Raw genomic sequence first — 22,481 nt, 5'->3', positions numbered from 1 at the left:
AATTAAATCATGAAACAAGCTGTTATCGTAGACTGCATTCGTACCCCAATGGGCCGCTCAAAGGCTGGGGTATTTAGAAATGTACGTGCAGAAACTCTTTCTGCAGAATTAATGAAAGCACTACTCGTGCGCAACCCACAATTAGATCCAAACGACATCGAAGATGTGATTTGGGGTTGTGTGCAGCAAACACTAGAGCAAGGCTTTAACATTGCTCGTAATGCATCATTGCTAGCGGGTATCCCTAAAACGGCTGGCGCTGTTACGGTAAACCGTTTATGTGGTTCGTCGATGGATGCATTACATCAAGCTGCACGTGCCATTATGACTGGCCAAGGTGACACCTTCATCATTGGTGGTGTTGAGCACATGGGCCATGTACCAATGAACCACGGTGTCGATTTTCACCCAGGTTTAGCCAACCGCGTAGCGAAAGCCTCTGGCATGATGGGCTTAACCGCAGAAATGTTAGGTAAAATGCACGGTATTACTCGTGAGCAACAAGATGCATTTGCAGTGCGTTCTCACCAACGTGCACATGCTGCCACGATTGAAGGTCGCTTTGCCAAAGAAATTTGGGGTATTGAAGGCCACGATGCAAATGGCGCACTCATTAAAGTGATGACCGACGAAGTGATCCGCCCTGAAACATCAATGGAGTCTCTTGCTGGCTTACGCCCTGCATTTGACCCTGCAAACGGTACAGTTACTGCAGGTACATCTTCTGCATTATCAGACGGTGCCTCAGCAATGTTAGTCATGGAAGAATCGAAAGCTCGCGCGTTAGGATTAACCATCCGTGCACGTATTCGCTCTATGGCTGTTGCCGGATGTGATGCTGCTATTATGGGTTATGGCCCAGTACCAGCAACCAAAAAAGCATTAGCCCGTGCAGGTTTATCTATTGCCGATTTAGATCTTATCGAATTAAACGAAGCATTTGCTGCACAATCGTTACCTTGCGTTAAAGATCTTGGCTTGCAAGATGTTGTCGATGAAAAGATTAACCTTAACGGTGGCGCAATTGCACTAGGTCATCCACTTGGTTGTTCTGGCGCACGTATCTCAACGACGCTAATCAACTTAATGGAAGAAAAAGATGCAACGCTTGGTCTTGCCACTATGTGTATTGGTTTAGGTCAAGGTATCGCGACAGTATTTGAGCGTGTGTAAAAACCATTTTATTTGTTACTGAGCCAGATTCAGTTACAAGTAACCATAAAAACGAGCCAATTTGGCTCGTTTTTTTATTTTTAAAATTTTTCTGCTTTGACTAATGTTCCACGTGAAACATGGTTTATAAAAATTAAAAAACGATTAAAAATAACAAAATCACATTACTGGTGCAGCAAACTTGGCAAGATTACATGACAAGAGTAACATTAGCGCTAATGAGATCCGCTTATAAAGATTGTATTCAATGACCGATATTTACACACAAGCACAACACCAACTCGATGCACTTGGTTTGCGCTGCCCTGAGCCCGTAATGATGATCCGAAAAACAGTGCGAAAAATGGCGGATGGTGAAACCTTACTAATCATTGCAGATGATCCAGCCACCACACGAGATATTCCAAGTTTTTGTGAATTCATGGATCATACCCTAGTTGCCAGTGACACAAGTAAAACCCCATACCACTATTTACTCAAAAAAGGATTGTAATTAATGGCCATCACATTGGAAGGTATTGCCTATAAAACAGCAAAACGTGGCATCATGAAGTCTGTTTTTTGCGCCAATGTGACGTTAAACCGTGGCGTCGAAAACGACATTTTTGGTAAACCCGGAAAACGACAAGTAACAGTATTATCACTCCAGCAATGGCAAATTGCCTGTGAGCAACTTAATAGCCAACTTGATTGGTTAACCCGCAGGGCTAATTTATTAATCAGCGGTTATCAGTTTAGTGCTGCAGATGTAGGTAAAATACTTTGTATTGGAGCAGACCTTCAGTTACAAATAACCGGTGAAACTGATCCTTGCAAAAAAATGGAGATAGCTCGTCCGGGCCTAGAGCAAGCACTATTGCCTGATTGGCGTGGAGGAGTCACCTGCCGAGTCATTCAAGAAGGGTTAATTCAAGCACAAGATACCGTTACCATTACCAGTAGAACAGTCGACTAACTTTTCCTGCATCCCAAAATCCATTCAATCAGAACACCCCAAAGTAACAGCTAAAGTGTGGTGATTTGTCATCAATTGAAACAGATTTGTTGTACACCTTATGGCAAATTTATGCGATAAAGGGTCCATTAAGCACAACACACAGTAAAGCAAATACCCATATTCTCATTTCAATACAGTTAACATTGGAGTCAAATACAGGTGTTTAGCTTGATTAAATCCACCGAAAATAAAAACGACAACGGATAATCACCACTATGCCTAAACAAAAATTAACACCACTCTATACCGCCATGGCATTAGCACTGGGCATAAGCACAACAAGCTTTGCCAGTGACGATGACGCAACGAAATGGCAAGTTAACTCGCCAGAAAACGCACCTCTGCAACAAATAGACATCAATGTTACCGAAGGCACCTGGATGAATGTCAATGTATCACCTGACGGCAAACATATCGTGTTTGATCTATTAGGCGATATTTATCAAATGCCAATTTCAGGTGGCGAGGCCAAGCCACTTGCACAAGGTATCGCCTGGCAAATGCAGCCGGTTTATAGCCCAGATGGTAAATACATTGCCTTCACCAGTGATGAGGATGGCGGTGATAATATTTGGGTTATGAATGCCGATGGCAGTAATCCTCACCCTGTCACCAAAGAAACCTTTAGATTGCTTAACAGCCCTGCTTGGAGCCCAGATTCACAATATCTTGTTGCTCGTAAACATTTTACTGGCACACGCAGCTTAGGTGCGGGCGAAGTTTGGATGTATCACGTGGCTGGCGGTGAAGGTGTTAAATTAACCGAGCGCCCAAACGAGCAAAAAGATTTAGGTGAGCCGGCCTACTCGCCAGATGGCCGCTATATTTACTTTAGCCAGGACGCAACACCGGGCAAAACCTTTCACTACTCAAAAGACTCAGTAAAAGGTATTTATAAAATTAAGCGTTACGACACCCAAACCGGCGATATTGAAGTGTTAATCGAAGGTACTGGTGGTGCAATTCGTCCAACCCCAAGCCCTGATGGCAAAACATTAGCGTATATTAAACGCGATGGATTTCAGTCAACGCTTTACTCACTGGATTTAAAGTCTGGTGAAGAAACAAAACTGTACGATAAGCTTGATCGCGATATGCAAGAAACCTGGGCGATTCATGGTGTTTACCCAACAATGTCGTGGACTAAAGACAATAAGCACATAGTGTTTTGGGCGCAGGGTAAAATCAATAAACTCGACGTTGATACAAAAAATGTGATTGATATTCCTTTTACCATTAAAGGCCAACGCGACATTCAACCCGCAGTACGATTTACACAAAACCTAGATCAAGATGAATTCGACGTAAAAATGTTGCGTATGGCTCAAGTATCACCTAACGGTGAAAAAGTAGTATTTGAAGCCTTAGGTAAAATTTGGATCCGTGATATTAAAGACGGCAAACAAAAGCGTCTTACTCGTTTAGAAGATGATATTAACGAGCTATTCCCGCAGTGGTCTCGCGACGGTAAAGATATTGTATTTACTACCTGGAATGATCAGCAACAAGGTACAGTGAGTATTGTGAGTGCTCGTGGTGGCAAAGCTAAAGTATTAACCAGCGAACCAGGTAAATATGTCGAGCCAACCTTCTCACCAGATGGCGACTACATTGTTTATCGCAAAGCACGTGGCGGGTATATGACGCCACGCACCTGGTCACAAGAGCCTGGCTTATATAAAGTGGATGTCAAAGGCAACAAAAATACTAAGCTTACAGCCAGTGGTCATCAACCACAATTTGGCGCAGACTCGGACCGTGTGTATTTTATGGATTTTGGTAAAACACCAGAATTTGCATCAATCGGTATGAATGGCTTTGAAAAGCGTACTCACTACACCAGCGACCACGCTACAGAGTTTCGTTTATCGCCAGATGGTGAACACCTAGCCTTTGCAGAACGATTTAGAGTCTACGTAACCCCATTTGCCAAACACGGTGAAACCATTGCCATTGGACCTAAAGCGACTAACTTGCCAATTAGCCAACTAAGTGCCCGTGCAGGTGAAAGCATTAGCTGGAGCGGTAAAAGTAACCAACTGTATTGGACATTAGGCCCGGAGTTATATCAAGCCGATGTTGACACTCAATACAGCAAATCAGACAAAAAAGCAGAACCGAAAGTAACAGCCATTGGCTTTAAAGATAAAGCAGATGTTCCACGTGGAACAGTGGTATTTGTCGGCGGTAAAGTCATTACCATGGAAAATGACCAAATCATCGACAATGGCGTTGTCATTGTAAAAAACAATAAAATTAGCCAGGTTGGTGATGCGACATTAGCTATTCCAGAAAACGCACAGGTTATCGATATCTCTGGCAAAACAATTATGCCAGGATTATTTGATGCTCATGCACATGGTGGGCAGGCAGATGATGAAATTATTCCTCAGCAAAACTGGGCGTTGTATTCTGGCCTGTCGCTAGGGGTTACTTCAATTCATGATCCATCAAATGATACTACCGAGATTTTTGCCGCATCTGAGCAACAAAAGGCAGGCAATATTGTAGGACCTCGTATTTTCTCAACAGGCACCATTTTATATGGAGCAAACTTACCAGGTTATACCTCGCACGTAGACTCATTAGATGATGCAAAATTTCATTTAGAGCGTCTTAAAAAAGTAGGCGCATTCAGTGTGAAAAGTTATAACCAACCACGCAGAGATCAACGTCAGCAAATTATTGCCGCTGCGCGTGAACTCGAAATGATGGTAGTACCTGAGGGCGGCAGTTTATTGCAACACAACTTAACCATGGCTGCAGATGGGCACACAACATTAGAGCACTCATTACCGGTCGCATCTATTTACAGTGACATTAAACAGTTCTGGAGCCAGACCAAAGTTAACTACACACCAACACTTGTTGTTTCATATGGTGGTATATCGGGTGAGCATTACTGGTACGACAAAACAGATGTTTGGGCTCACCCGCGTTTGAGCATGTATGTGCCTCACGATATTCTAGATGCACGTTCAATGCGCAGAACCACTGCACCAGATGAACACTATAACCACTTTAATGTTGCTCGTGTTGCAAATGAGCTTAATGAGTTAGGTATTAAAGCCAATATTGGTGCTCATGGTCAACGCGAAGGTTTAGCGGCCCACTGGGAGATGTGGATGTTCGCCCAAGGTGGTATGAGTAATATGGATGTGCTCAAAACAGCAACCATTAACCCAGCAACCACTTTCGGCATGGATCATCAGTTAGGTTCAATTAAGCCGGGTAAATTAGCAGACTTAATCGTTATTGATGGAGATCCATTAACAGATATCCGCAGCACAGATAAAGTCACCTATACGATGGTAAACGGTAAATTGTTTAACTCAGAAACCATGAACGAATTAAATGGCGATAAACAAAAACGTAAGGCGTTTTTCTTCGAAAAGAACTAACGAACTCAAATAATGTGAATAAAGAAAAAGGGTGTTCCACGTGGAACACCCTTTTTTATTAACCATAATAAATATTATCGATGATCAATACTGACCGTAGCAATGGCAATCTGTTGTATGGTCATTCACCATCCCAACGGCCTGCATAAAGGCATAACAAATAGTAGGCCCAACAAAATTAAAACCTAACTTTTTAAGCGCTTTAGACATTGCTTCAGATTCTGGAGTCTGAGCTGGCACCTGGCTTAATGAATCGAACTGGTTAACCTTAGGCGAGCCACCAACAAAGCCCCATAAAAATTCAGAAAAGTCATTGCCCTGCTCAACAAAGGCCATATAGGCTTTAGCATTTTTGATAATGGAGTTTATTTTTAATCTATTACGCACAATCCCAGTTTCAAGCATTAATGCTTCTACTTTGTCTTGGTCAAACTCAGCAATCAAACTAGGTTCAAATCCGGCAAATAATTGCTCATAGTTTTTTTGTTTTTTTAAAATGGTAATCCATGACAAACCAGCTTGCTGACCATCTAAACATAACTTGGCAAATAACTGCTTTGCATCGTACTCAGGTCTGCCCCAAACATTATCATGATAATCTTGATACAAAGGATCTTCACTTACCCAGCCACATCGGTTAACTTGCATTATACGGTTCCATTAACGTTTTTATTCATACGTTAAAAAATAACCTACATCTGCCTTGCGCGACAAGGTATAATCATTACCATTTTCTATTAATAGCCTGATAGCAGTAGACATGACGACGAAACACGACGTAAAGACATTTCAGGGTTTCATCCTAACCCTTCAGGAATATTGGGCGCAGCAAGGTTGCGCAATTGTCCAACCTCTAGATATGGAAGTTGGTGCAGGTACTTTTCACCCGCAGACGTTCTTACGTTCATTAGGCCCAGAGCCAATGAGCAGCGCATACGTGCAACCGTCGCGCCGTCCAACAGATGGACGTTATGGTGAGAACCCTAACCGCTTACAACATTATTACCAATTCCAGGTGGTACTAAAACCATCACCAGACAACATTCAAGAGCTTTACCTTGGCTCGCTAGAAGCCCTTGGTATTGATACCAAAATACACGATATTCGCTTTGTTGAAGATAACTGGGAATCGCCAACATTAGGTGCTTGGGGATTAGGCTGGGAAGTATGGCTTAACGGTATGGAAGTAACACAGTTTACTTACTTCCAACAAGTAGGTGGTCTTGAATGTAACCCAGTCACCGGCGAAATCACTTATGGCCTTGAGCGTTTAGCCATGTACATACAAGAAGTAGACAGTGTATACGATCTTGTCTGGACAGACGGTCCAATGGGCCGTGTTACCTATGGTGACATCTTTCATCAAAATGAAGTAGAGCAATCAACTTATAACTTTGAACATGCCGATGTCGACTTTATGTTCACCCTGTTCGATGAATGCGAAAAAATGTGCCAGCACTTATTGTCGCTAGAAAAACCACTACCACTACCTGCTTACGAACAAGTTATGAAGGCCTCACACGCTTTCAACTTACTTGATGCTCGCCATGCCATTTCGGTTACTGAACGTCAGCGTTATATTTTACGCGTTCGCACCATGGCCAAAGGTGTTGCTGAATCTTATTATCAAGCACGTGAAGCGCTTGGCTTCCCTATGTGTAAGTAGAGGTATCCAATGAAATTTGAAAACTTACTCATTGAAGTGGGAACAGAAGAATTACCACCAAAATCATTACGTACATTAGCCGAGTCTTTTTTAGCTAACTTTACCGATGAACTCACCAAAGCAGACTTACCATTTGAGTCGGCACTTTGGTATGCAGCCCCTCGTCGCTTGGCAATTAACGTGGTTGGTCTAGCACTAGCACAAGCAGATAAAGTCGTTGAAAAACGCGGCCCTGCTGTTAGCTCTGCATTTGATGCAGACGGTAATCCAACAAAAGCTGCTCAAGGTTGGGCTCGTGGTAACGGTATTACTGTTGATCAAGCTGAGCGTTTAGTCACAGACAAAGGCGAATGGCTGGTTCATCAAGCTAAAGTGGTTGGCGTAGAAACGAAAACCCTGATAGCCGAAATGGCACAACGCGCGCTAGACAAATTACCAATACCCAAACCAATGCGCTGGGGCAGTAATAAAACGCAATTTATTCGCCCTGTGCACACAGTAACCATGTTATTAGGCGGAGAATTAGTTGAAGGTGAATTACTCGGCATTAAATCTGCTCGAGTTATTCGCGGTCATCGCTTTATGGGTCAGGCAACATTCGAGCTAGACCATGCCGACAACTACTTAACTGCGTTAAAAGAGCAAGGTAAAGTACTGGCAGACTATCAATTGCGTAAGTCACTAATCAAAGCAGACTCTGAAGCCGCAGCTGCCAAAATTGGTGGCGTAGCCGATATTCAAGAAGACTTGCTTGAAGAAGTGGCATCGTTGGTTGAATGGCCAATAGTATTAACCGCCAGTTTTGAAGAAAAGTTTCTAGCCGTGCCATCTGAAGCCTTAGTCTACACAATGAAAGGCGACCAGAAATACTTCCCAGTATTTGATAATGCCGGAAAATTATTGCCTAACTTTATTTTCGTGACCAACATAGAATCTAAAGATCCACAGCAAATTATTTCAGGTAACGAAAAAGTGGTTCGCCCTCGTCTAGCTGATGCGGAGTTCTTTTTTAATACTGACAAAAAGCAAACACTTGAGTCGCGCCTAACCAGCCTTGAAACTGTTGTGTTTCAAAAACAGCTTGGCACATTAAGAGCCCGTGTTGAGCGTATTTCAGCACTTGCAGGCTTTATCGCTACCCAACTTGATAGTCAAGCTGTTAGCACAAGCAGTGCAGATGCAAGCCGCGCTGGCCTATTGTCTAAAACAGACTTAATGACCAACATGGTGATGGAGTTTACAGACACCCAAGGCACAATGGGGACGCATTATGCTCGCCTAGACGGTGAAACAGAAGCTGTAGCCGTTGCGCTTGAAGAGCAATACAAACCTAAGTTTTCTGGTGATACAGTACCAACAGCAAGCGTGTCGTGCGCTGTTGCATTAGCAGAAAAGCTAGACACCTTAGTGGGTATTTTTGGTATTGGCCAGGCCCCTAAAGGCGCTGCTGATCCATTTGCACTTCGCCGTGCGGCTATCGGTATTTTACGTATTATTGTTGAAAACAACCTGCCACTTGATTTAGTCGATTTAATCGCTAAAGCACAAGCGTTACACGGTGAGAATGTTAGCAATGCTAATACAGCCGAAGACGTACTTGAGTTTTTAATGGCGCGTTTCCGTAGCTGGTATCAAGATAAAGGCATTCAAGTTGATGTGATTTTGGCTGTATTGGCTCGTCGTCCAACGCGTCCTGCAGATTTTGACAGTCGCGTTAAAGCGGTATCGCACTTCCGTGGTTTAGAGGCCTCTGCTGCGCTTGCTGCTGCTAATAAACGAGTGTCGAACATCTTGGCTAAAGTTGAAGGTGAACTGCCTGAAACTATCAACCAAGCGCTGTTAGCAGAAACCGCTGAAAAAGCCTTGGCAGAAAAGTTAGCACAACTACAACCGCAGTTAGCACCATTGTTTGCCAATGCTGATTATCAGCAAGCATTAACATTATTAGCCGATTTACGTGAAAGCGTGGACCTGTTCTTTGAAGATGTAATGGTCATGGCTGACGATGAAGCATTGAAAAATAACCGCCTTGCGTTATTAACTAATCTGCGTGAGCAGTTTTTGCATGTAGCGGATATTTCACTACTACAATAATTTCACTACTACAATAATTTCACTACTACAATAATGTGAAATTGCTGCAACAAAAAAGCGCCGACTGGCGCTTTTTTATTGCTTATCGAAAATGAATAAAATACTAAAATTTTAGTAATTTTTGGTGTAACTCAGAAAACTCTTCTTCAGTTAATTCTATTTGTGCTAACAAAACAGCCAATGCGGGCTGTGGTAATTTATCTAACTGGTGCAGCATCGAGCACTCGCTAATGATGTTGGCTTTCCAAATAACTGACGCAATGTCATCGTCAGGCTTAATATTGCTATTGGCTAAAATAGATAATGGCGTTTCAAAATGTGATGGTAACTTCCAACATCGAGCTAACAAAGCACTTAATGTTAACGATTTAGTTGTCATAACTTGCTTAAATAGCGCCGATTTAGGCTGTTCGCCTGGTTCTGCCTGATAAAACGCATCCACCAGCAATTTAAATATCGCAATTTTACCAACATCGTGCAGTAAGCCTAATAAAAAGGCACTATCGCGTTGCTCACTTGGCGCTAATTCGCTTGCCAAAAAAGCCACTTGCATTGAATGTCGCCAAATTTCAGCCCCAAACCGCCTAAAATAAATTGGTTTTATATCAATTAACTCACGAGCTAAACAGGTCGTAATAAATTGCCTTAGCTGCACCCGACCAACTTGCACTAATGCTTGCTGAATACTTGTCACCTCATTTTCAGAGCGTTTAAACGCTGGCGAATTACACAACTTCAGCACTTCAACACACAGTAATGGATCTTGCTCAATTAGCTGTATCAACTCTTGAGTGTCAATATTGTCATCGGCCAGTTTCTTGTCTAACTCAAATATTTTACTGGGTAATTTTAATACATTTTCAGCAATATCCTGGGGTGAGCTTAATGCTAACTCAATGTTATGCATCACACTGCGCTCAAGATTATTGGCAATGCCAGCTGTAGTTGTTTGATAATTAGCAAACAAAAAGCTGTAAAACAATGCCGATAAATCTAGCTGAGATTCGACAGCCTGCCTTGGCGTAACCTCAATAGTCGGCTCAGGTTGTTTTTGTATTGTGTGTTGACGTTTTTCGGCAGCGGTATGCCCAGTAAATTTAGCTTGCTCATTGCGATCACGAATATTAAACAGCTTCTTAAAAAAACTTGTAACCACAATAATTAACCTTATAAAAATTAGATTAAAACCCATCATTTAATCATAGCAAAAAAAATAAAATGGGCGCCATAAGGCGCCCATTTATTTTAATAAGACGTGCTATACATCTAAGTTAGCCACATTTAATGCGTTAGTTTCAATAAACTCACGACGAGGCTCAACTTGATCACCCATTAAACAGGTAAACAGTTGATCTGCTGCGACGGCATCTTCAATAGTGACACGAAGCATACGGCGAGACTCTGGATCCATCGTGGTTTCCCACAATTGCTCAGGGTTCATTTCACCCAATCCTTTATAACGCTGAATGTATAAACCACGTTTTGCTTCGCTCATGGTCCAGTCTAATGCTTCTAAGAAGCTTTCAACTTCTTTAACGCGCTCGCCACGTTGAACATAACCACCTTCTTCAATCATGCCATCAAGTGCAGCGCCTAATTTAGCGATACGTTGATAATCGGCTGAAGTAAAGAAGTCGTAACCAAATAAGAAGTTGGTATCAATACCATGCTTACGAATTGTCACACTTGGAGTGTACACTTTACGTTCAGGATCTAAAATCACGTTAGCAGAGAAAATAATACCGCTGCTTTCGCGCTCAACTAAATCATCAATAAAGGCTTTACACCAGGCAGTCATTTTAGCTTCGTCGCTTAGCATCTCAAGCGTTACTTCTGGATGGTACAACATGCGATCGGTTAAGTTCATCGGGAAACGTTTTTCTAAACGAGTAATGATTTTCTCAACTTCACGGTATTGATTTACCAAACGTTCAAGCGGCTCTCCGCTCATACCTAATGCACCTTGGCTTGGATAAACATGCGTGCCATCTAACGCTTGTGTGGTTAGGTATTCAGTTAACGCCAGTTCATCTTTAAGGTATTGTTCTTGCTTACCTTTTTTAACTTTATACAAAGGTGGTTGCGCAATATACACATAACCACGCTCAATCAATTCAGGCATTTGACGGAAGAAGAAGGTCAACAGCAGAGTACGAATGTGCGAGCCGTCGACGTCAGCATCGGTCATGATAACGATGTTGTGGTAACGGGTTTTATCCGGATTATATTCGTCGCGACCAATACCACAACCTAATGCGGTAATTAAGGTGGCCACTTCTTGTGACGATAACATCTTGTCAAAACGCGCTTTTTCAACGTTTAAGATTTTACCTTTAAGTGGAAGAATCGCTTGGTTTTTACGGTTACGCCCCTGCTTGGCAGATCCGCCAGCAGAGTCCCCTTCCACTATGTATATTTCAGAAAGACCAGGGTCTTTCTCTTGGCAGTCAGCCAGTTTGCCTGGCAAACCACCTAAATCTAATGCGCCTTTACGACGTGTCATTTCACGCGCTTTACGCGCAGCTTCACGAGCACGGGCGGCATCAACAATTTTACCCACAATCAACTTAGCATCTGCTGGGTTTTCTAATAGGTAATCGTTTAACTGCTCACCCATAGTTTGTTCTACAGCACTTTTCACTTCGCTAGAGACTAATTTGTCTTTAGTTTGTGAGCTGAACTTAGGATCAGGCACTTTAACAGAGATAACCGCGGTTAACCCTTCACGAGCATCATCACCGGTTGCACTGGTTTTGCCTTTTTTGTTAAACCCTTCACGTTCCATGTAAGTGTTTAAGTTACGTGTTAATGCACCCCGGAAACCAGCAAGGTGAGTACCGCCATCGCGCTGAGGAATGTTATTAGTAAAACAGAAAATGTTTTCTTGATAACCGTCGTTCCACTGCATTGCCACTTCAACGGTAATACCGTCTTCACGCTCTTGCGAAAAGTGGAATACATCTTTGTTTACTGGCGTTTTGTTGCGGTTTAGGTAATGGACAAATGCACTAATACCGCCTTCGTACTTAAAGAACTCATCTTTGTTATCACGTTCGTCAACCAAACGAATACCCACGCCAGAGTTTAAGAAAGACAACTCACGAACGCGTTTAGCTAAAATATCAAAGTGAAATTCAACATCAGAAAAAGTTTGCGCACTTGGCCAAAAACGAATTTCAGTACCGGTTTTAACCGCATCGCCAATTTCTTTAATTGGCTCATTTGGCACACCATGAGTGTAAAATTGCTCATAAATTTTACCAGCACGACGAATTGTTAACTGTAGTTTTTCAGATAAAGCGTTAACCACCGACACACCGACACCGTGAAGACCACCCGACACCTTGTATGAGTTATCATCAAACTTACCACCGGCATGCAATACCGTCATAATCACTTCGGCAGCAGACACGCCTTCTTCTTCGTGGATAGAAACTGGAATACCACGGCCGTCATCTTTTACAGAGACAGAACCATCTGAGTGGATAGTAATGGTGATATCGCTACAATGGCCAGCTAACGCTTCATCGATAGAGTTATCAACCACTTCGAATACCATGTGATGAAGACCCGTGCCGTCATCAGTATCACCAATGTACATACCCGGTCTCTTACGGACTGCATCAAGGCCTTTTAAAACCTTGATACTCGAAGAATCATAACTATTCTCAGACATATTTCTCTCTCGTTGTTATTCAATAACCGTTATCTGACCACGCTCCACATGAAACATCCTGTTTGGAGGGCGAGATAACGAATCGACTATCGCAAGCGGATCAATTGCGGTGACAAAAATTTGCGCACCGGTTTCTGATAACTGCTGTAGCAATAGCTGCCTATGCTGTGCATCCAACTCTGACGGTAAATCGTCGACTAAATAAATACTGTTTTTATCTAGCTGTTGTTTGAGCAACTTTCCCTGTGCAATACGCAGTGCACAGACTAATAATTTTAATTGTCCACGAGACAGCGCATCTTGCACCGGCAGGTTTCCTACACGCAAACGTAAATCTGCTTTGTGAGGGCCACTACCGGTATTACCTGCTGCCAGATCTCGCGGATATTGATTTTCAAGTAATTGCGAAAAATCCGTTTTGCTGTCCCATCCTCGGGTAAAAGAAACCTTAATATCAACCTGAGGTAAAAACCTTCCGATTATACCCTTTAGTAGCTCATTTAACGAGTCTACATATTGATTTCGTATGTCGGTTACCTGTTCAGCATACCGTACCAGCTCTTTATCCCAAAATTGTATTTGGCTATAAGATGATTGATTTCTAAGCAACTGATTGCGTTGCTTTAATACCTTACGAACATTTACCCAAGCTTGGTAAAAATGGGGGTCAGAATGAAATGCCCCCCAATCAATAAATTGCCTGCGCGCCTTTGGGCCTTCAAACAATAACGAAAAACTTTCGGGGGTAATAACTTGAATAGGGAGCGTTTCGGCTAACGTTGAAAGACGTTTGACTTTTTCGCCATTAATTTTAACTTCAATCTCACCACTTCGATGACGTCGAAGTCCGATTTTACAGTCGTTCTCATCTTGTATTAAATTGGCAAACAGAGTGAGTTTATCATCATCATTATTGATCACTCGTTGTGATAAATGACTGCGAAAAGAACGCCCCATACCTAAAAAGTAAATCGCTTCTAAAATACTGGTTTTACCGCTGCCATTTTGGCCATAAATCAAATTTAATCCATCACTTAGATTAAGTGATGCCGAATTGATATTACGAAATGACTCTATGGTAATGCGCGATAAACTCATGAACACCTATTGTGATAACCAAATAAAGCAGTTCAGACAAAGAAGGTGCTTTGCAGCACCCTCTTTGTCAATAAAAAACATATTACAAACGCATTGGCATCACCACGTACATAGAATCTTCTTCTTTGTGGTTTTCTATCAATGCACTTGAGTTACCATCAATAAGGGTTATACGCACGTCATCACTGGCGAGGTTGTTCAGTACATCGAGAAGGTAACTTACGTTAAAGCCTATTTCTAACTTATCTGAATCATAATCAACGTCAATGATTTCTTCGGCTTCTTCTTGCTCAGGGTTATTGGCAGTAATTTTCAATAAACCAGGTTCAAGTTGAATACGAACACCGCGGAATTTTTCGTTAGACAAAATAGACGCACGAGTTAATGCTTGTTTTAATTGATTACGGCTAGCTATCACCACCTTATTGCCACCTTTTGGTAGTACCCGGCGGTAATCAGGAAAACGGCCATCAACTAATTTACTGGTAAAAACAGCTGAACTGGTAATAGCGCGAATGGCGTTATCACCAATGGCGATAGTAATATCCTGGTCGTCATTTTCAAGTAAACGCGCCATTTCAACCACCCCTTTACGAGGCACAATCACTTGTTTTTCAGGCAAAGTCACATCAACAAAGCGGTGGCTTAAAGCTAAACGATGTCCATCGGTAGCAATAGCACGCAAGGTATTACCTTCAGTTTCAAATAGTAAACCGTTGAGATAATAACGCACATCCTGGTTAGCCATTGAAAACTGAGTAGAGTCAATAATCGACTTTAATACACCCTGCTTTAGGCTAAATTCAATATCAGCCTGGAAAGCCTCAACATTGGGGTAATCTTCAGCGGGTAATGTTGCCAATGAAAAACGACTACGACCTGAGCGTAACAACCATTTACCATCTTGTTGTTCTACTTTTAATTCGCTTTGTTCAGGAAGAGACTTAACAATATCGAGTAATTTTTTAGCAGGTACCGTTGTACGGCCAATAATAATATCGCCATGTATAGCCGCTTGACCAACAAGCTCAACCTCTAAGTCTGTGCCCGTTAGCCTAAGTGAGTCTTCACTAACTTCTACTAGTAAATTAGCAAGAATAGGTAAATTGTGTCTGCGCTCTACCGCGCCACACACAAGTTGCAACGGCTTTAATAGGGCATCCCTATCAATTGAAAATTTCATCGTTCTACATTCCCTGAATTAAGAAGACAAAGTTCTAATCAAGTTAGCGTAATCTTCTTTAATGTCATGACTCTCTTCACGCAGTTGCGCAATTTTACGACAAGCATGCAATACCGTCGTATGGTCACGACCACCAAAGGCATCACCAATTTCTGGCAAGCTTTGGTTAGTGAGTTCTTTAGATAGTGCCATCGCCACTTGTCGTGGTCTTGCCACACTGCGTGAACGACGTTTAGACAGCATATCTGCCATTTTTATTTTGTAGTATTCAGCAACTGTCTTCTGAATATTGTCTATAGTGACTAATTTTTCTTGCAGTGCCAAGAGATCACGTAACGCTTCGCGCACAAAATCAATGGTAATTGGACGGCCAGTAAAGTTGGCATTAGCAATAACGCGGTTTAGCGCCCCTTCAAGCTCGCGAACGTTTGAGCGTAAACGCTTAGCAATAAAGAAAGCCACTTCATCAGGCAGGTTAATGCCACTCTCTTGTGCTTTACGCATTAAAATCGCCACGCGGGTTTCTAACTCTGGTGGCTCAATGGCAACCGTTAATCCCCAACCAAAGCGTGATTTTAAGCGATCTTCAACACCGTCGATCTCTTTAGGATAACGGTCTGAAGTTAAAATAATTTGATGATTACCTTCTAGCAAAGCATTGAAGGTATGGAAAAATTCTTCTTGAGAACGATCTTTGTTGGCAAAAAATTGAATATCGTCAATAAACAGAGCATCGACACTGCGGTAATAACGCTTAAATTCTTCTATTGCGTTATTTTGTAAGGCTTTGACCATGTCCTGTACAAAACGCTCAGAATGCATATACACCACTTTAGCATTAGGATTATTTTTAATGATCCCATTACCAACTGCATGCAATAAGTGAGTTTTACCTAAACCAGTGCCACCATATAAAAATAACGGGTTATAGGCGCCACCTGGGTTTTCAGACACCTGTAGTGCAGCAGCTTTACCAAGTTGGTTTGACTTACCTTCAACGAAGTTATCAAACTGATAAGTTGGATTAATATTACTGCGGTGATTGGCATTCGCTATAGGTTCTGCTTGGGTATTAAATGACGTGGTTCCAACCTGTGCTCTGGTTTGGCTGCTAACAGGTTTAGCGGCTACAGGCGCAGGAGCAACAGGACGTGCTGACGGACGGCTACCAATATCAAAACGTAACTTAGGCGCATCGCTGCCCATTTGTTCAGTAAAAAATTGATTAATGATATTAATGTATTTATCGCGTACCCAATCGAGTACAAAACGATTTGGCGCATACAAAACCAACGTATCACCATCCATTTCAGCCTGTAACGGACGGATCCACATACTGAACTGCTGAGCTGATAATTCATCTTGCAGTCTGCCGATACATTGTTGCCAAAGTGAAACCGCCACTTATTTATCCCCAAATATCTTTAGTCAAAGGAAGTGTATTCTATAGTGAGATCACAATGATCGCTATCCTTAAAAACAGAATTATCCCCAGCAAGATCATTCTATGTGGATATCTGGGATCATGAAAGATCAAAATCGATCCATTTATTGTAAATATGATGCAAATCCAGCTTTATTAACCGATCCACATTGATCTATAATACGCCAGCTTTGATCTGCTTAAACACACAAAGATCCACAAGATATAGTGTCTGTACACAGACTTATCCACATCTTATGGTGCTTTTTTGTATATAGCATCAAAGAAAGATTGGCAGAAATTCATCATATAACCACTTTCGTTATTGACGATAGTAATTAAAGTGATTACAATTCGGCCTCTTTTTTGCCCTTACCTCTAATGTTGGAGCTAAGGTAAATTCACTAACAAAGACGGATTGCCATCATGAGTAAACGTACTTTTCAACCTAGCAACCTGAAGCGCAAGCGTTCTCACGGCTTCCGCGCTCGTATGGCCACTGCAGGCGGCCGTAAGGTGCTTGCACGTCGTCGTGCGAAAGGTCGCGCTCGTTTATCTGCGTAAGTAGATAACTAGGTGACTAGCTATACCTTTACGCGGGAGTTACGTTTGTTAACTCCCGCGCAATTTAAATCTGTATTCTCCAATCCAATCAAAGCATCCTCTGCTGAAATAACTCTGCTCGCTATTCCAAATTCAGAGCAACATCCTCGCTTAGGGTTAACTGTGGCTAAACGTTTTGTAAAACGTGCTAACCAACGTAACCGTATTAAACGTGTGATAAGAGATAGTTTTCGTTTACATCAACACGATATTCCTAATATTGATATCGTCGTATTAGTCAGAAATGGCGTGATGGAAATGGAAAATGCAGAACTACACAAATTGATAGAAAAGCTATGGCGAAAACTCAGTCGCCGTTACAATGGCTAGCAACCACGGTTATCCGTGGTTATCAAATTTTTATAAGCCCTTTACTGGGACCGAAGTGCCGGTTCGATCCAACTTGTTCTTATTATGCGATTGAAGCAATAAAAACACACGGAACAGTGAAAGGTAGTTGGTTTGCAATCAAACGCATATTAAAATGTCACCCTTTACATCCCGGCGGTAGTGATCCCGTCCCCCCTAAAAATGACAGGTGTAATAAATAGGCTATGGAATCTCAACGCAATATATTGCTAATCGGCTTGCTGTTTGTCAGCTTTTTAATGTGGCAACAATGGCAAACAGACAAAGCACCACAACCGGTAGCGCAACAAACTGTTACCCAAACAAACGCTGCAACAATTAACGGTGCAGACGTCCCTGAAGCAGACTCAACTGGTATGCCAGTTGATTTACCTGCAACTAAAAACTTAATTACGGTTAGCACAGACCAGCTTGATATTAAAATCAGCCCAGTTGGTGGTGACATCGTTTATGCCGCATTGGTTACACATAAAGTTGAAATTGACAAAGATGATCCTTTTATCATCCTTGAACAAACCAACACAAATACTTACATCGCCCAAAGTGGTTTAATTGGTCGTAACGGTATTGATAGCAGCGCTAAAGGTCGTGCCGCCTTTGCTGCACAACAAACCTCTTATACATTAGCTGACGGTCAAGACACCCTATCGGTTCCATTGACTTTTACCGCTGATAACGGTGTGACTTACGTAAAAACCTTTACCTTTACCCGTGGTCAGTATGATGTTGGCGTTGATTACAGCATAAACAACACGTCAGATGCGCCGTTACAAGTGCAAATGTATGGTCAAATAAAACAGACCATCAAAGAATCTGAAAGCAGCATGATGATGCCTACTTATCGTGGTGCGGCGTTCTCAACACAAGATACTCGCTACGAAAAGTATGACTTTGAAGACATGGCAGACAAAAACCTAGGTAAAGTTACACTAGGTGGTTGGGCGGCAATGTTACAGCACTACTTTGTGTCAGCATGGATCCCACCTGCGACAGATTCAAACACCATATTTTCAAGTGTGAGCGCTGGTGGCTTAGCTAACATAGGTTTCCGTGGCGCGGTATATGATATCGCACCAGGTGTAACTCAAAAAATTAGCTCACAATTTTATGTAGGCCCTAAAAACCAAAAAGCCCTTTCAGAAATCTCTGAAACGTTAAACCTAGTGGTTGATTATGGTTTCTTGTGGTGGTTAGCAGTACCAATCCACTGGTTATTGATGTTCTATCAATCATTTGTGGGTAACTGGGGTATGGCAATTATTTTAATTACCCTAACCGTTCGTGGTTTGTTATATCCACTAACTAAAGCTCAGTACACGTCAATGGCTAAAATGCGTAATTTACAGCCAAAATTAACTGAGATGAAAGAACGCTTTGGCGATGACCGTCAAAAGATGGGTCAAGCCATGATGGAACTGTACAAAAAAGAGAAAGTAAACCCTATGGGCGGTTGCTTACCTATTTTGTTACAAATGCCAATCTTCATCGCATTGTACTGGGTATTACTTGAAAGCTATGAGCTACGCCACGCGCCGTTCATGCTTTGGATTAATGACTTATCAGTCCAAGATCCATACTACGTATTACCATTGCTAATGGGTGTTTCAATGTGGTTGATGCAGAAAATGCAACCTATGGCACCGACAATGGATCCTATGCAAGTCAAAATGATGCAGTGGATGCCTGTTATCTTTACGGTATTCTTCTTATGGTTCCCAGCAGGTCTAGTACTTTACTGGTTAGTGGGTAACTTAGTTGCTATTACCCAGCAGAAGATTATTTATGCAGGTTTAGAGAAAAAAGGCTTAAAATAAGCCCAAGCTCAACAGTTAACTCATTTAGTAGTTAAATGAATAAAAAGGCGGCTTAATAGGCCGCCTTTTCCTTTAATGATTTAGCAGGTATCTACCGTGACAACAGACACTATTGTAGCGCAGGCCACCGCACCAGGACGCGGCGGTGTGGGGATTATTCGTGTATCAGGTGACTTAGCCAGTAATGTGGCAAACGCCATTATTGGTCATGTACCTAAAACCCGTTATGCCGAATATTGTGATTTTAACAGTAGTGATGGCCACGTCATTGACCAAGGTATTGCGCTGTTTTTTAAAGGGCCAAATTCATTTACAGGCGAAGATGTACTAGAGCTACAAGGCCACGGCGGCCAAATTGTGCTCGATATGCTAATAAAACGAGTGTTAGAAATTGACGGTATTCGCATAGCAAAACCAGGGGAGTTTAGCGAGCAAGCCTTTTTAAACGACAAGCTTGATTTAACCCAAGCTGAAGCGATTGCCGACTTAATTGATGCCACCAGTGAACAAGCCGCAAAAAGCGCTTTGCAATCACTCCAAGGTGAGTTTTCAAAAGAAGTGCATGAGCTAGTAGAACAAGTCACTAATCTTCGCTTGTATGTTGAAGCCGCAATTGATTTCCCAGATGAAGAAGTCGACTTTTTATCTGATGGTAAAATTGCCAACGCCTTATATCGCATTATCGACAAACTCACTACCGTTCAAGCCAGTGCTAAACAAGGTTCGATTATTCGCGAAGGCATGAAAGTCGTCATTGCAGGTCGTCCTAATGCAGGTAAATCTAGCTTACTTAATGCCTTAGCAGGTAAAGAGTCAGCCATTGTTACCGAAATAGCCGGCACCACCCGTGATGTACTGCGTGAGCATATTCACCTTGATGGCATGCCACTGCACATTATCGACACAGCAGGATTACGTGACACCACAGATACCGTTGAGCAAATTGGTATTGAACGCGCCTGGGCAGAAATTGCCAGCGCAGATAGGGTGTTGTTTATGGTTGATGGTACCACTACAAACGCTGTAAATCCGCATGATATTTGGCCCGATTTTATTGACCGTTTACCTTCAAGATTAGGTGTTACAGTTGTGCGTAACAAAGCTGATTTAACCGGTGAAACGCTCGATATGTCACAAGAGCAAGGATACGATGTTTACCGTATTTCTGCCAAAACAGGCCTTGGGGTTGAAGAGTTAAAACAACACCTTAAAACCTTAATGGGTTATCAAAGTAACCTAGAAGGTGGCTTTATTGCCCGTCGTCGTCACTTAGAAGCCTTAGATTTAGCGGCAAGCCACTTACAATTAGGCAAAGAACAACTTGAGGTATATCTTGCCGGCGAACTACTGGCGGAAGAGTTACGCATGTGCCAAATGGCGCTATCAGAAATTACCGGTAAATTTACGTCAGATGACTTGCTCGGCAAAATATTTAGCTCTTTCTGTATCGGTAAATAGTGGATTGGCAAACAAAGGAATAAACACATGACATTGGCCAATCAAGTTGTGATACTCGACTTTGAAACCACAGGTTTATCACCAGACAATGGTGACAGAGCTATTGAAATTGGTGCGGTAAAGTTAGTTGATGGCCAAATAGTGGACACCTTTCAAGAGCTAATAAATCCAGGAAAGCGGGTTAACAGCTTTATTGAACAATACACAGGTATTAGCAACAATATGCTTAAACACGCGCCATCATCTAAAGAAGTGATGGCACAATTTGCCAAGTTTATCGACGGATTCAATTTAGTAGCGCACAACGCCAGCTTTGATAAAAAATTCTTAGATGCTGAATTTAAGCATAATAAGCTGCACTACACAGGCCAATTTGCTTGCTCATTGTTGTTATCGCGTCGCATCAGCCAAGATGCGCCTAATCATCAACTTGGAACCTTAGTAAGTTATCATCAGTTACCAAACGATGGAGTGTTTCACCGCGCCCTAGCTGACGCCACCATGACTAGCCACCTTTGGTTACATCAACTCGATTTACTACAGCAGCAACTGCCAAACCATCTTATAACCTTGGATATTATCAATAAAATATCGAGTTTGCCCAAAGCACAAATAAACCGCTACTACCAAACAATGGCTCGCTGATTACAAATCTTGCGCTAATTTATCCACAAGCAGCCGCACTTTAGGCGATAAGTGACGGTTGTGTGGATACAAGGCCCAAATGCCTTCTTTAGGTTGCTGGTAAGGTGCTAATAACACCACCAACTCCCCAGTTTCAATAGCATCATTAACGTAATAACCGGGTAGCTGCACAATCCCCAGCCCTTTTATTGCTGCAGATAATAAACTTAAACCACTACTGCAACTCAGCGAACCACTCACTTTAACGGCTCTAGGCTTGCCCTGATCAATGAAATGCCAATGTGATTGACTGCCAATTAAGCAATTATGCTGGCTCAATTCCGACAAGGTATAAGGCGTACCAAATTGAGCAATGTAGCTAGGAGCAGCACACACAAATTGACTGCGACTGGTTAAACGTTTCGCCATCATTGACGAATTAGATAACCGCCCTAGCCTAATAGCTAAATCAAAACCACCTTCTACAAGATCAAGCTGACGATTAGTTAACTCGCACACCACTTCAATATCGCGATATTGCTGCATAAAATCGATAACAATCGGCATAACAAAATTTTCACCATAGGTAACAGGCGCTGTCATCCTAATTAAGCCCTGGGGTTTATCTTTTAAACTCGAAATGGCCCGTTCAGCTTCATCAAGACTGTCTAATACCTGGCGACAATGCCGATAATAAACCGAGCCCTCCTCGGTTAACGATACCTTGCGAGTTGTGCGATAAAACAATTTAGTGTTTAGGCGGTTTTCAAGTTGGCTCACCTGGCGGCTCACTTGCGCCGTAGAAATACTTAAACGTTTACCAGCCGCAGTAAAACTGTCGGTTTCTGCCACTGCAACAAACTCAAAAATCCCTTCCCACTGCATCATTATTACATTCTCGT

The 22,481-nt window shown here is 42.2% G+C and carries 19 protein-coding genes; 12 read left to right on the top strand and 7 right to left on the bottom strand.

Going from position 1 to position 22,481, the window contains the following annotated elements:
* The first annotated feature begins 9 nt into the window (after nt 1–9).
* From fadA to IEW93_RS14260, 4 genes are all read left to right on the top strand, one after another.
* On the top strand, nt 10–1,173 hold the full coding sequence (gene fadA, locus IEW93_RS14275; protein ID WP_188739978.1) for an acetyl-CoA C-acyltransferase FadA: 1,164 nt from the start codon (nt 10–12) through the stop codon (nt 1,171–1,173).
* Nucleotides 1,174–1,420: 247 nt separating this feature from the next.
* Entirely contained in the window at nt 1,421–1,666 is a 246-nt protein-coding gene (tusA, locus tag IEW93_RS14270) for a sulfurtransferase TusA (RefSeq protein WP_188739977.1), read from the top strand.
* A 3-nt stretch (nt 1,667–1,669) separates the two neighbouring features.
* Nucleotides 1,670–2,128: an MOSC domain-containing protein gene (locus IEW93_RS14265; protein WP_188739976.1), complete on the top strand. Its 459-nt coding sequence runs from the start codon at nt 1,670–1,672 to the stop codon at nt 2,126–2,128.
* A 257-nt stretch (nt 2,129–2,385) separates the two neighbouring features.
* A complete protein-coding gene (locus tag IEW93_RS14260; RefSeq protein ID WP_188739975.1) occupies nt 2,386–5,571 on the top strand; it encodes an amidohydrolase family protein in 3,186 nt (1,061 codons plus the stop codon).
* Nucleotides 5,572–5,655: 84 nt separating this feature from the next.
* Here IEW93_RS14260 and IEW93_RS14255 read toward each other — a convergent pair whose 3' ends face one another.
* Entirely contained in the window at nt 5,656–6,219 is a 564-nt protein-coding gene (locus tag IEW93_RS14255) for a DNA-3-methyladenine glycosylase I (protein ID WP_188739974.1), read from the bottom strand.
* Nucleotides 6,220–6,331: 112 nt separating this feature from the next.
* On the opposite strand from IEW93_RS14255, the gene glyQ reads away from it, so the two are divergent.
* Nucleotides 6,332–7,237, top strand: coding sequence for a glycine--tRNA ligase subunit alpha (gene glyQ / locus IEW93_RS14250; protein ID WP_188739973.1), 906 nt, complete (start codon nt 6,332–6,334; stop codon nt 7,235–7,237).
* Nucleotides 7,238–7,246: 9 nt separating this feature from the next.
* Nucleotides 7,247–9,331 carry a glycine--tRNA ligase subunit beta gene (gene glyS, locus IEW93_RS14245; RefSeq protein ID WP_188739972.1) on the top strand — a complete coding sequence of 695 codons (2,085 nt, stop codon included), beginning with the start codon at nt 7,247–7,249 and terminating at the stop codon, nt 9,329–9,331.
* A 103-nt stretch (nt 9,332–9,434) separates the two neighbouring features.
* Here glyS and IEW93_RS14240 read toward each other — a convergent pair whose 3' ends face one another.
* The 5 genes from IEW93_RS14240 to dnaA form a co-directional block, all read right to left on the bottom strand.
* Nucleotides 9,435–10,487 carry an HDOD domain-containing protein gene (locus IEW93_RS14240; RefSeq protein WP_188739971.1) on the bottom strand — a complete coding sequence of 351 codons (1,053 nt, stop codon included), beginning with the start codon at nt 10,485–10,487 and terminating at the stop codon, nt 9,435–9,437.
* Nucleotides 10,488–10,589: 102 nt separating this feature from the next.
* Complete coding sequence (gene gyrB, locus IEW93_RS14235) at nt 10,590–13,007, bottom strand: DNA topoisomerase (ATP-hydrolyzing) subunit B (protein ID WP_188739970.1); 2,418 nt, start codon at nt 13,005–13,007, stop codon at nt 10,590–10,592.
* Nucleotides 13,008–13,022: 15 nt separating this feature from the next.
* Nucleotides 13,023–14,105 carry a DNA replication/repair protein RecF gene (recF, locus tag IEW93_RS14230; RefSeq protein WP_188739969.1) on the bottom strand — a complete coding sequence of 361 codons (1,083 nt, stop codon included), beginning with the start codon at nt 14,103–14,105 and terminating at the stop codon, nt 13,023–13,025.
* An 82-nt stretch (nt 14,106–14,187) separates the two neighbouring features.
* Nucleotides 14,188–15,288: a DNA polymerase III subunit beta gene (dnaN, locus tag IEW93_RS14225; protein ID WP_188739968.1), complete on the bottom strand. Its 1,101-nt coding sequence runs from the start codon at nt 15,286–15,288 to the stop codon at nt 14,188–14,190.
* An 18-nt stretch (nt 15,289–15,306) separates the two neighbouring features.
* Nucleotides 15,307–16,692 (bottom strand): chromosomal replication initiator protein DnaA, encoded by a 1,386-nt coding sequence (dnaA, locus tag IEW93_RS14220; RefSeq protein WP_188739967.1) that lies wholly within the window; start codon nt 16,690–16,692, stop codon nt 15,307–15,309.
* Between the two features lie 445 nt (nt 16,693–17,137).
* On the opposite strand from dnaA, the gene rpmH reads away from it, so the two are divergent.
* From rpmH to IEW93_RS14190, 6 genes are all read left to right on the top strand, one after another.
* Entirely contained in the window at nt 17,138–17,275 is a 138-nt protein-coding gene (gene rpmH / locus IEW93_RS14215; protein WP_011070423.1) for a 50S ribosomal protein L34, read from the top strand.
* Nucleotides 17,276–17,287: 12 nt separating this feature from the next.
* Nucleotides 17,288–17,644: a ribonuclease P protein component gene (gene rnpA / locus IEW93_RS14210; RefSeq protein ID WP_160055730.1), complete on the top strand. Its 357-nt coding sequence runs from the start codon at nt 17,288–17,290 to the stop codon at nt 17,642–17,644.
* On the top strand, nt 17,611–17,865 hold the full coding sequence (gene yidD, locus IEW93_RS14205) for a membrane protein insertion efficiency factor YidD (protein ID WP_188739966.1): 255 nt from the start codon (nt 17,611–17,613) through the stop codon (nt 17,863–17,865). Before rnpA ends, yidD begins: the two co-directional genes overlap by 34 nt.
* A 3-nt stretch (nt 17,866–17,868) precedes the next feature.
* Nucleotides 17,869–19,497 carry a membrane protein insertase YidC gene (yidC, locus tag IEW93_RS14200; protein ID WP_188739965.1) on the top strand — a complete coding sequence of 543 codons (1,629 nt, stop codon included), beginning with the start codon at nt 17,869–17,871 and terminating at the stop codon, nt 19,495–19,497.
* A 96-nt stretch (nt 19,498–19,593) separates the two neighbouring features.
* Nucleotides 19,594–20,955, top strand: a complete 1,362-nt coding sequence (gene mnmE, locus IEW93_RS14195) for a tRNA uridine-5-carboxymethylaminomethyl(34) synthesis GTPase MnmE (RefSeq protein ID WP_188739964.1) — start codon at nt 19,594–19,596, stop codon at nt 20,953–20,955.
* 27 nt (nt 20,956–20,982) lie between these two features.
* Nucleotides 20,983–21,600, top strand: coding sequence for a 3'-5' exonuclease (locus IEW93_RS14190; protein ID WP_188739963.1), 618 nt, complete (start codon nt 20,983–20,985; stop codon nt 21,598–21,600).
* Here the strand turns inward: IEW93_RS14190 and IEW93_RS14185 are convergent, their stop codons facing one another.
* Complete coding sequence (locus IEW93_RS14185) at nt 21,601–22,467, bottom strand: LysR substrate-binding domain-containing protein (RefSeq protein ID WP_188739962.1); 867 nt, start codon at nt 22,465–22,467, stop codon at nt 21,601–21,603.
* Nucleotides 22,468–22,481: the final 14 nt, after the last annotated feature.

The sequence above is a fragment of the Shewanella inventionis genome, from assembly GCF_014641855.1.
Classification (GTDB): Bacteria; Pseudomonadota; Gammaproteobacteria; order Enterobacterales; family Shewanellaceae; genus Shewanella; species Shewanella inventionis.
The sequence above is the reverse complement of the archived record's forward strand: the minus strand, read 5'-3'. Positions and strand labels throughout refer to the sequence as shown.

Bases quoted from the DNA above. Each gene is read 5' to 3' on its own strand.
- fadA (WP_188739978.1), top strand. From the start codon at position 10: ATGAAACAAGCTGTTATCGTAGACTGCATTCGTACCCCAATGGGCCGC.
- tusA (WP_188739977.1), top strand. From the start codon at position 1,421: ATGACCGATATTTACACACAAGCACAACACCAACTCGATGCACTTGGT.
- IEW93_RS14265 (WP_188739976.1), top strand. From the start codon at position 1,670: ATGGCCATCACATTGGAAGGTATTGCCTATAAAACAGCAAAACGTGGC.
- IEW93_RS14260 (WP_188739975.1), top strand. From the start codon at position 2,386: ATGCCTAAACAAAAATTAACACCACTCTATACCGCCATGGCATTAGCA.
- IEW93_RS14255 (WP_188739974.1), bottom strand. From the start codon at position 6,219: ATGCAAGTTAACCGATGTGGCTGGGTAAGTGAAGATCCTTTGTATCAA.
- glyQ (WP_188739973.1), top strand. From the start codon at position 6,332: ATGACGACGAAACACGACGTAAAGACATTTCAGGGTTTCATCCTAACC.
- glyS (WP_188739972.1), top strand. From the start codon at position 7,247: ATGAAATTTGAAAACTTACTCATTGAAGTGGGAACAGAAGAATTACCA.
- gyrB (WP_188739970.1), bottom strand. From the start codon at position 13,007: ATGTCTGAGAATAGTTATGATTCTTCGAGTATCAAGGTTTTAAAAGGC.
- recF (WP_188739969.1), bottom strand. From the start codon at position 14,105: ATGAGTTTATCGCGCATTACCATAGAGTCATTTCGTAATATCAATTCG.
- dnaN (WP_188739968.1), bottom strand. From the start codon at position 15,288: ATGAAATTTTCAATTGATAGGGATGCCCTATTAAAGCCGTTGCAACTT.
- rpmH (WP_011070423.1), top strand. From the start codon at position 17,138: ATGAGTAAACGTACTTTTCAACCTAGCAACCTGAAGCGCAAGCGTTCT.
- yidD (WP_188739966.1), top strand. From the start codon at position 17,611: ATGGCGAAAACTCAGTCGCCGTTACAATGGCTAGCAACCACGGTTATC.
- yidC (WP_188739965.1), top strand. From the start codon at position 17,869: ATGGAATCTCAACGCAATATATTGCTAATCGGCTTGCTGTTTGTCAGC.
- IEW93_RS14190 (WP_188739963.1), top strand. From the start codon at position 20,983: ATGACATTGGCCAATCAAGTTGTGATACTCGACTTTGAAACCACAGGT.
- IEW93_RS14185 (WP_188739962.1), bottom strand. From the start codon at position 22,467: ATGATGCAGTGGGAAGGGATTTTTGAGTTTGTTGCAGTGGCAGAAACC.